Raw genomic sequence first — 8,556 nt, 5'->3', positions numbered from 1 at the left:
TGGCGCACAGGTTATCGGCGTGCCTCGTAGCGGCTGACGGCCGTCGCCTTGGCCGACAGCCAGACCTCGCGGCCGGGCACCAGCTCCAGCTCGGTGGCCGCCGCGGGAGTGACGTCGGCGAGCAGGTCGGGGGAGGCGTGCACCAGCAGCCGTACGGCGTCGCCGTGCGGCGCGAGCGTCGCGACCTGTCCGCGCCAGCGCAGCCGCGACGACCCCTCCGGCTCGGCCAGCGACACGGTCACCGCGTCGGGGGTGAACGAGATCAGGTCGTCGCCGTCGGGCACCAGGTTGAGCCCGACGAGCCGCGCGGGGGCGCCCGCGAGATGCCGCTCACACGTCTTCGCCAGCACCTCGCCGCGCTCCCACAGCGCGAGCGAGTCCTCCAGCGACAGACCACCGGCCTCCAGCTTGCGGACGACCTCGACCAGCTCGTCCCGCGCGGCCTCGTACCCCGGCTCACTCACCTGGACAGGTTCCCCAATCGGTTGCTCACGTGCACCACCACCGTCGCCGCCGCCTGGTCGTAGTCGGCCAGCGCCTCGGCGAACTCGGCGCCGTCAGCCTCCCGCACCGCCTCGTCCACCCGCAGCTCGGCCTCCACCAGCCGCCTGCGCGGCACCGCCCCGCACAGGTCGCCCGCGCGCCCGGACGCCTCCTCGGTCAGCGCCCGCACCGCGTCGAGCACGGCCTGCCTGCCCGAGTCGCACCCGGCGACCAGCGCCAGCCAGCAGCCCGCCGCCGCGCTGTCGGCCGCCTCGGCGCGCCTGCTCAGCGCCAGCGCGGCCGGGTCCTCGCCCGCCCGCAGGGCGGCCTGCTCGGTGGCGGCCACCGTCAGCGGCAGGAACGTCGGCTCACGATCCGGACTGGGCACCACCACCGCCTCCTCCCTCGACGACCGCGTGCACGGCGCCGTCCGCGACCCTGACCCGCAGGCGGGCGCCCTCGGGCGCGTCGGCGACCGATCGGAGCACGCCCTCCGTCCCCTCGGACGACACCAGTTGCACCACGGCGTACCCCCTGGCCAGGGTGGCGGCGGGACCGAGGGTCGTCAAGCGCGCCGAGGTCGCGGCGAGTCCCGCGCCCTCCGCGTCCAGCCGGTTCCGGACCGCGCGCAGCGCCCGGTCTCGCAGCCGCTGCACCTCCTCGGCCCTGCGCTCCAGCGGCCCGTGCGGGTCGGCCAGCGCGGGCCGGGTGCGCAGCGCGTCCAGCAGCTTGCGCTCCCGGTCGACCCAGCCGCGCAGCGCGCGCCTCGCCCGGTCGCGGGCCTGCCGCAGCCGCTCGGTCTCCTCGGCCACGTCCGGCACCACGCGCTTGCCCGCGTCGGTGGGCGTCGAGCAGCGCACGTCGGCCACGTGGTCGACCAGCGGGGTGTCCGGCTCGTGCCCGATCGCCGACAGCAGCGGCGTGCGCAGCGCCGACACCGCCCGGCACAGCGCCTCGTCGGAGAACGGCAGCAGGTCCTCGACGCTGCCGCCGCCGCGCGCCAGCACGATCACGTCGACCTCGGGGTCGGCCTCCAGCTCGCCCAGCGCGCGCACCACCTCGGGCACCGCCGACGGGCCCTGCACCGCCACGTTGATCACCCGGAACCGGGCGGCTGGCCACCTGGCCTGCGCGTTCGTCAGCACGTCCCGCTCGGCAGCCGACGCCCGACCGGTCACCAGGCCGATCTTGTTCGGCAGGAACGGCGGCCTGCGCTTGCGGCGCGCGTCGAACAGGCCCTCGGCGGCCAGCAGCTTGCGCAGCCGCTCGATGCGGGCCAGCAGCTCGCCGATCCCGATCGCGCGGATCTCGTCCACGCGCAGGCTGATCGTGCCGCGTGCCGCGTAGTAGTTGGGCTTGCCGTGCACGACGACCCGGCTGCCCTCGGTGAGCTGGCCCTCGCGGACCAGGCCCACCGGGGCGGTCAGCGACATCGACAGGTCGGCCGACGGGTCGCGCAGCGTCAGGAACGCCACCTTCGTGCCGGGGCGGGCGCTCAGCTGGGTGACCTGGCCCTCGACCCACACGTCGCCGAGCCTGCCGATCCAGTCGGCGATCTTGTAGGCGACCGTGCGCACCGGCCACGGCTCCTCCGGCGAGGAGCGCGGCGGCTGGGCCCGGTCCTTCGGCTCCGTCACGACTCGGCGCGCAGGTTGGCCAGGCGGCGGGCCAGCATCCCGGTGAACTCGGGGCGCGACTCGTGCGCCCGCTCGTGCGCGAGCAGCTCCTCGAGGTCGGACTCGGACAGCGACCGCAGCTTGGCCCGAAGCTGCGGCAGGCTCATCGAGTCGTACTCGGGCAGCGCGGTCGGCGACTCGGCGGCCAGCGCCCGCTCCTCGCGGGCCCACGGGTCGGCCGAGTCGTCGTCGGAGTCGGCCGGGTCGGCGGCGCCGGTGGCCGCGGCGACCTTCGCGATGCCCTCGGCGGCGGACTTCCGCTCCTGGTCGGAGGGGGTCTTGGCGGCGGGCGGTGCGGCGGGCGGCGCGGCGTCGGTCTCGTCCTCGTCGAACACGGCCCACTCGGGCTCCTGCTCGACGGTCTTGAGCCCGGCGAGCACGTCGTCGCCCCTGATTGCGAGTTCGGTCACCGTCTGCTGCACGCGCATCGACAGCTGCAGGGCCTCGCTGACGACGGTCACCGGCAGCCCCGCGAGCTGTCCGGGCAGCTTCCTGGCCTGCTCGACCGCGGTGACGGCCAGTCCCGCGGCGAGGCGGACGGGCAGCGGGAGTTGCTTCATGCACCCAGATTGCCCCAGTCGGGCGGCGTGTGCCTAGGTTCGCCACGCCCGTACCCTGGACGACATGGACAAGCGAGTGCTCCTGGCCAATCCGCGCGGGTACTGCGCGGGCGTTGACCGCGCAGTCGTCACGGTGGAGAAGGCGCTGGAGAAGTACGGCGCGCCGGTGTACGTCCGCAAGGAGATCGTCCACAACAAGCACGTCGTGGAGACGCTGTCGAAGCGCGGCGCGATCTTCGTCAACGAGACCGACGAGGTGCCCGAGGGCGCGCTGGTGGTGTTCTCCGCCCACGGCGTCTCGCCCAAGGTGCACGAGGAGGCCGCCGACCGCAGCCTGCGCACCATCGACGCGACCTGCCCCCTGGTGACCAAGGTCCACAAGGAGGCCCAGCGGTTCGCGCGCGAGGACTACGACATCCTGCTCATCGGCCACGAGGGCCACGAGGAGGTCGAGGGCACCGCCGGTGAGGCGCCCGACCACATCCAGCTCGTGGACACCGCCGAGGACGTCGCCAAGGTCGAGGTGCGCGACCCGTCCAAGGTGATCTGGCTGTCGCAGACCACGCTGTCGGTCGACGAGACCATGGTGCGGGTCCGCCAGCTCAAGGAGCGGTTCCCCGACCTGCAGGAACCGCCGTCGGACGACATCTGCTACGCCACCTCCAACCGGCAGGTCGCGGTGAAGACCATGGCGCCGGAGTGCGACCTGGTGCTGGTGGTCGGCTCGAAGAACTCGTCCAACTCGGTGCGGCTGGTCGAGGTCGCGCTCCAGGCGGGCGCGAAGGCCTCCTACCTGATCGACTACGCCGAGGAGGTCGACGAGGCCTGGCTGGAGGGCGTCGGCACGGTCGGCGTGACCAGCGGGGCCTCGGTGCCGGACATCCTGGTGATGGACCTGCTCAAGCACCTGGCCGAGCGCGGCTACGGCGACGTGGAGGAGATCACCACGGCCAACGAGAAGATCGCGTTCTCGCTGCCGCGCGAGCTGCGCAAGGACTCGGTGCGCTAGACACCCGCGAACCGGCCGGGACCACCCGGTCGGGTCCGACCGGGCGCCCGCGCTGGGGCGCCGCGAGGCGGTGACGTGAGTGCAGAGCCGGGGCGGGCGACCGCCCCGGCTCTTGCACGTGCGGGGCCGGGACGCGCGGGGGCCGGAACGCGCGGGGGCCGGGGCGGGCCGGTACGTGCCCTGGACCGCGGTGGGCCGGTACGTGCCCTGGGCCGCGCTGGGCCGGAACGCGCGGGGGCCGGGACGCGCGGGGGCCGGGACAAACCCCGCACCGCGCTGGGCCGGGACAAGCCCCGAGAACGCCGGGAGCCCCGGCGCCGTCACCAGCGCCGGGGCTCCCGAATCCCGCTCCTGCTCTCGCTCGTCGTGCCCTCCGAGGACCCGCGCAGTCGCGCTCAGTCCTCGTCGCGCGGACGCGGCCTGCGGGGCCGCTCACCCGCCGGCTTGCGCGGGCGCTCACCCGCGGGCTTCTTCTCGCCCACCGGCTTCTTCTCGCCCGACGCGCCGGACGGCCGGGGTCGCCTCGGCCGCTCGCCGTCCTCGGCGGGCGCGGGCTTGCGGGGGCGCTTCGGCCGCTCGTCGGCCTCCACCTCGTCCTCCGCCTCCACCGGCCTCGGGCGCTTCTTCGGCGGCCTCGGGGCCTCCTCGGCGTCCAGCTCGTCCTGCGTCACCCGGTTCGGGTCGCGCTGCAGGAACACCCGCGCGATGCCGATGCCGACGGTGAACAGCGTGGTCAGGGCCATCGCCGGGAAGGCGTTCACCAGCGGCTTGCCCAGGTCCAGCGCCAGCGCCATGCCCTGGCTGGACGAGTCGCCGGTGGCCAGCACGACCAGCGGCACCACGACCGCCACCACCAGCGGCGGCTGCACGACCGGGCCGAACATCGACCTGCGCTCGACGAACACCGCGGCGCCCACCGAGCCCACGAAGAAGACCACCCCGAACAGCAGCCCCACTGTCTTCGACGAGTTCACGTCGATGAAGGCGCCGACGAACGCGAGGGCGAACGCGATCAGCACCGCGGCCCACCACTGCAGCCCGCGGAAGCTGCCGAACATGGCGCGGTCGTTCCAGCGGACTTCCTCGAACTCGTCGTCCTCATCCGGCTCGCTGCGCCGGTCACGCGTTGCGGCGGTCACGCTCACTCCTACGTTCGGGCCGGACCGATCCGGCATACGGTATCCGACTCCCGCCGGGCCGCGCGGGCTCCCGCCGCGCCTCGCGCCGACGTCACTTCCTGTTACGCCTCACGGGCCCGCGAGGGTGCACCGACCGCCTCCCGGTCGTCGGCCCCGCGGACCTCGGCGGGCGGCGCGGGAGCCCCCGACGCGGCCGACAGCGGGGCCACGGCGGTCCGGAGGGCCTCCAGCGCGTCCAGCTCGCGCCTGCGCGCGGACAGGAACCGCTGCAGGTGCGTGCCGGACAGGTTCACCGCCTCCACCGCGCCCTCGGCGGCCCGGTGCGCCCGGCCCGCCTGCGCCTTCACCCGCTCGACGTCGTCGGCGAGCGCCCGGTCGGAGGCCGCGAACACCGCCGCCGACGCGATCACCGCGAACCCGGTCGGGCCGCACAGGAACACCCTGCGGTCCAGCAGCCAGCGCAGCAGCTCGGGGTCGGTGTCCAGCGCCGCGACGACCGCCCCGTCGTTGGGCACGAACATCACCGTGCCGTAGATGGCGTCGGCCCACCGCTGGTAGCCCTTGCCCGCCAGCTCCGCCGCCCGCGCCCGGATGGTGCGCACGTGCACCCGCAGCGCGTCGGCGCGCTCGCGCGGGTCGTCGGTCTCCACGGCCTCCGCCCAGAGCGCCATGGACATCTTCGCGTCGACCGGCACCCGCCGCCCGCCGCCGACCTCCAGCACCAGGTCCGGCCGCACCGAGCCGCCGCCCGCCACGTCCACCTGGAGCCCGAAGTGCACGCCCTCGCGCAGCCCGAGCGCGCGGGCGGTCTCCACCAGCACCCGCTCGCCCAGCTCGCCGCGCCCGCTGGAGGAGGAGAACGCCACCTCGTACCGCTGGAGGGCGAGCTGCCGCACCTCGCCGCGCTCCCGCTCCCGCCGCACCTCGTCCAGCGCGGCGTCCGCGCGCCGCACGCTGTCCTGGTAGAGCCGCCACAGGAGCGCGAGCGCCCCCGCGAGCAGGAGCGCGACCACCACCGCCGCCGTGCTGAGGACCGCCGTCACGGCGCTGAATCATGGCCCACTGGCCTGCCCTCACCTGATCGAGCGACACGCCGGACGCGCGGCGACCCGGTCCGCCGGTGATCACCCCCTAGCGTGGCCGCCATGCGCTTGCTGCACACCTCCGACTGGCACGTGGGCCGCGTCTTCCACGGCCGCGACCTGCTGCGCGAGCAGGAAGCCGTGCTCGGCGGCCTGGCCGACCTGGTCGTCGACGAGCGGGTGGACGTGGTCGTGGTGTCCGGCGACCTGTTCGACCGGGCCGTGCCCAACGCCGAGGCGGTCGCGCTCTGCTCGCGGGTGCTGGAGCGGCTGCGGGCGGCGGGCGCGCGGGTCGTCGTCACGCCCGGCAACCACGACTCGGCGGCGCGCCTCGGCCTGTTCGGCGGGTTCGCGGCGGCAGGCGGCCTGCACCTGCGCACCCGCGTCGCCGACCTGGCCGACCCGGTGCTGCTGGCCGACGGGCACGGGCCGGTGGCGCTGTACGGCATCCCGTTCCTGGAGCCGGAGACGGCCAGGCACGTGCTGGGCGTGCCGTCCGCGCGCGGCCACGCCGGGGTGCTCACCGAGGCGATGCGCCGGGTGTCCGCCGACCTGGCCGCCCGGCCCGAGGGCACCCGGTCGGTGGTGCTCGCGCACGCGTTCGTGACCGGCGGGGCGCCGTGCGACTCGGAGCGCACCATCGCGGTCGGCGGGGTGCAGGAGGTGTCCGGGTCGGTGTTCGACGGGATCGACTACGCGGCGCTCGGGCACCTGCACGGGGCGCAGGAGCTCGCGGACCACCTGCGCTACTCGGGCAGCCCGCTGGCCTACTCGTTCTCGGAGGCCGGGCACACCAAGTCGGTGTGGCTGGTCGAGCTGGACGCGGGCGGGCTGGCCGGGGTGGAGCGTCGGGAGCTGCCGGTGCCGCGCCCGCTGGGGCGGTTGCGCGGGGAGCTGGGGGCGCTGCTGGCCGACCCGGCGAACGCCGCCGCGGAGGGCAGCTTCCTGTCCGTCGAGCTGACCGACCGGGTCCGGCCGCTGGACGCGCTGCGGCGGTTGCAGGACCGGTTCCAGCACGCCGTGCACGTGGAGTGGAAGCCGGAGGGCGGCAGGCGCGCGGAGCTGCGGTTCGCGGAGCGGGTGCGCGGGCGCGGCGACGAGGAGGTGACGTGCTGCTTCGTGGAGGACGTGCGCAACAGCCCGCCGTCACCGGGTGAGCTGGCGCTGCTGCGCGAGGCGTTCGCGGCGGCCGGGCGGGAGGAGGGCGCGTGAGGCTGCACCGGTTGGAGCTGTCGGCGTTCGGGCCGTACCCCGGTCGCGAGGTGGTCGACTTCGACGCGCTCGGCGCGGACGGGCTGTTCCTGCTGCACGGGGACACCGGCGCGGGCAAGACGACGCTGCTGGACGCGGTGGCGTTCGCCCTGTTCGGGCAGGTGCCGGGGGCGCGCGGCGAGGTCAAGCGGCTGCGCTGCGACTACGCGTCGCCGGACGTGGAGACGGTGGTGTCGCTGGAGCTGACCGTGCGGGAGCGGCGGCTGGTGATCACCCGCAGCCCGGAGTACGACCGGCCCAAGAAGCGCGGCGGCGGCACGACCAGGCAGAACGCGAAGGCGGCGCTGGCGTGGGTGAGCGGCTGGGAGGGCGAGGGGCACAGCCGCATCGACGAGGTGGCGCGCGAGGTCGAGTCGCTGCTGGGGATGACGGCGCACCAGTTCTTCCAGGTGGTGCTGCTGCCGCAGGGCGAGTTCGCGCGGTTCCTGCGGGCGGACACGGTCGAGCGGGAGAAGCTGCTGGAGAAGCTGTTCGGCACCGAGCGGTTCCTGGCGGTGGAGAAGTGGTTCCGGGAGCGGCGGCTGGAGCGCGGGCGGGAGCTGCAGGAGCTGCGTGACCGGAACGCCCAGCTGGTGAGCAGGGTGGCCGAGGCCGCGCGGGTGGAACCGCCCGAGGGCGGGGGCGGTCCGGAGTGGCTGGAGGGGGTGCTGGGCGGGCTGGCGGCGGCGTCGGAGGCGGCGCGCGAGCTGGCCGGGACGACCGCCGCGACCAGGGCGGAGGCCGAGCGCGCCTGGCAGGAGGCCCGCGACCTGGGCGCGCGGGTGGGGCGGGTGCGCAGGGCGCACGCCGAGCTGGTGCGCTGCGCGGAGGCGGAGCCCGCGCGCAAGCAGCTGGTCGCCGAGGGGGACGCCGCCAGGCGGGCCGTGCCGGTCGCGCTGGCACTCCAGGGCCGGGACCGCGCGCGAGCCGCCCTGCGGGCCGCTGAGGCGGCCGAGCGGGCCGCCGGGGGAGCGGTGGCGGCGCTGGTCCGAGGAGCTGGTGCCGACGGCCCCGCCGCCGCGTTCGGCGGTGACCCGCGTGCCGGTGCCCAGCGGTTCCGCGACGAGGCGGGCGGCCTGACCCGGTTGGCCGAGGAGGCGGAGCAGCAGCGGGCCGCGCTGCGCGCGCTCGACGCGGTGGCGGTCGAGCGGGAGCGCGCCGCCACCAGGCTGGCCGAGCTGGCGGGCGCGCTGGACGGCGCCCCCGAGCGCCTGCGGTCCGCGCAGGAGGCACTGGAGGCGGCGAGGCTGGCCCGCGCGGCCCTGCCCGAGGCCACCAGCCGCGCCGAGGCCGCGACCGCCCTCCCCGACGCCGAGCGCCGGGCCGCCGAGGCCGAGGCGGACCGCTCCGCGGCCG

General features: G+C 75.8%; 9 protein-coding genes. 3 read left to right on the top strand and 6 right to left on the bottom strand.

Features of this window, described 5'->3' with window-relative positions; all coding sequences use genetic code 11:
* Positions 1-11: 11 nt before the first annotated feature.
* The 4 genes from ACTUAL_RS19400 to ACTUAL_RS19385 are packed head-to-tail and all read right to left on the bottom strand — an operon-like array spanning position 12 to position 2,719.
* Positions 12-464, bottom strand: coding sequence for an exodeoxyribonuclease VII small subunit (locus ACTUAL_RS19400; RefSeq protein WP_440901246.1), 453 nt, complete (start codon positions 462-464; stop codon positions 12-14).
* Positions 461-874, bottom strand: a complete 414-nt coding sequence (locus ACTUAL_RS19395) for a sugar ABC transporter substrate-binding protein (protein WP_440901245.1) — start codon at positions 872-874, stop codon at positions 461-463. The genes ACTUAL_RS19400 and ACTUAL_RS19395 overlap by 4 nt, the downstream gene beginning before the upstream one ends.
* Positions 852-2,120 carry an exodeoxyribonuclease VII large subunit gene (gene xseA, locus ACTUAL_RS19390; RefSeq protein ID WP_440901244.1) on the bottom strand — a complete coding sequence of 423 codons (1,269 nt, stop codon included), beginning with the start codon at positions 2,118-2,120 and terminating at the stop codon, positions 852-854. The genes ACTUAL_RS19395 and xseA overlap by 23 nt, the downstream gene beginning before the upstream one ends.
* Positions 2,117-2,719 (bottom strand): lipid droplet-associated protein, encoded by a 603-nt coding sequence (locus ACTUAL_RS19385; protein WP_440901243.1) that lies wholly within the window; start codon positions 2,717-2,719, stop codon positions 2,117-2,119. Before ACTUAL_RS19385 ends, xseA begins: the two co-directional genes overlap by 4 nt.
* Before the next feature lie 64 nt (positions 2,720-2,783).
* Here ACTUAL_RS19385 and ACTUAL_RS19380 point away from each other — a divergent pair, with 64 nt between their 5' ends.
* Positions 2,784-3,728, top strand: a complete 945-nt coding sequence (locus tag ACTUAL_RS19380) for a 4-hydroxy-3-methylbut-2-enyl diphosphate reductase (RefSeq protein ID WP_012783354.1) — start codon at positions 2,784-2,786, stop codon at positions 3,726-3,728.
* Positions 3,729-4,123: 395 nt separating this feature from the next.
* On the opposite strand, the gene ACTUAL_RS19375 is transcribed toward ACTUAL_RS19380, so the two are convergent.
* Positions 4,124-4,867, bottom strand: a complete 744-nt coding sequence (locus ACTUAL_RS19375) for a DUF6542 domain-containing protein (RefSeq protein WP_096491498.1) — start codon at positions 4,865-4,867, stop codon at positions 4,124-4,126.
* 101 nt (positions 4,868-4,968) lie between these two features.
* Positions 4,969-5,910, bottom strand: coding sequence for a DNA recombination protein RmuC (locus tag ACTUAL_RS19370; protein WP_096491499.1), 942 nt, complete (start codon positions 5,908-5,910; stop codon positions 4,969-4,971).
* Positions 5,911-6,012: 102 nt separating this feature from the next.
* Here ACTUAL_RS19370 and ACTUAL_RS19365 point away from each other — a divergent pair, with 102 nt between their 5' ends.
* Positions 6,013-7,161, top strand: coding sequence for an exonuclease SbcCD subunit D (locus ACTUAL_RS19365; protein ID WP_096497592.1), 1,149 nt, complete (start codon positions 6,013-6,015; stop codon positions 7,159-7,161).
* On the top strand, positions 7,158-8,556 hold a 1,399-nt coding region (locus tag ACTUAL_RS19360), incomplete at its 3' end, for an AAA family ATPase (protein ID WP_440901242.1). The genes ACTUAL_RS19365 and ACTUAL_RS19360, both read left to right, overlap by 4 nt.

The organism is Actinosynnema sp. (assembly GCF_052038725.1).
Note: the sequence above shows the minus strand (reverse complement) of the source record. Positions and strands in the feature narration are given on the sequence as shown.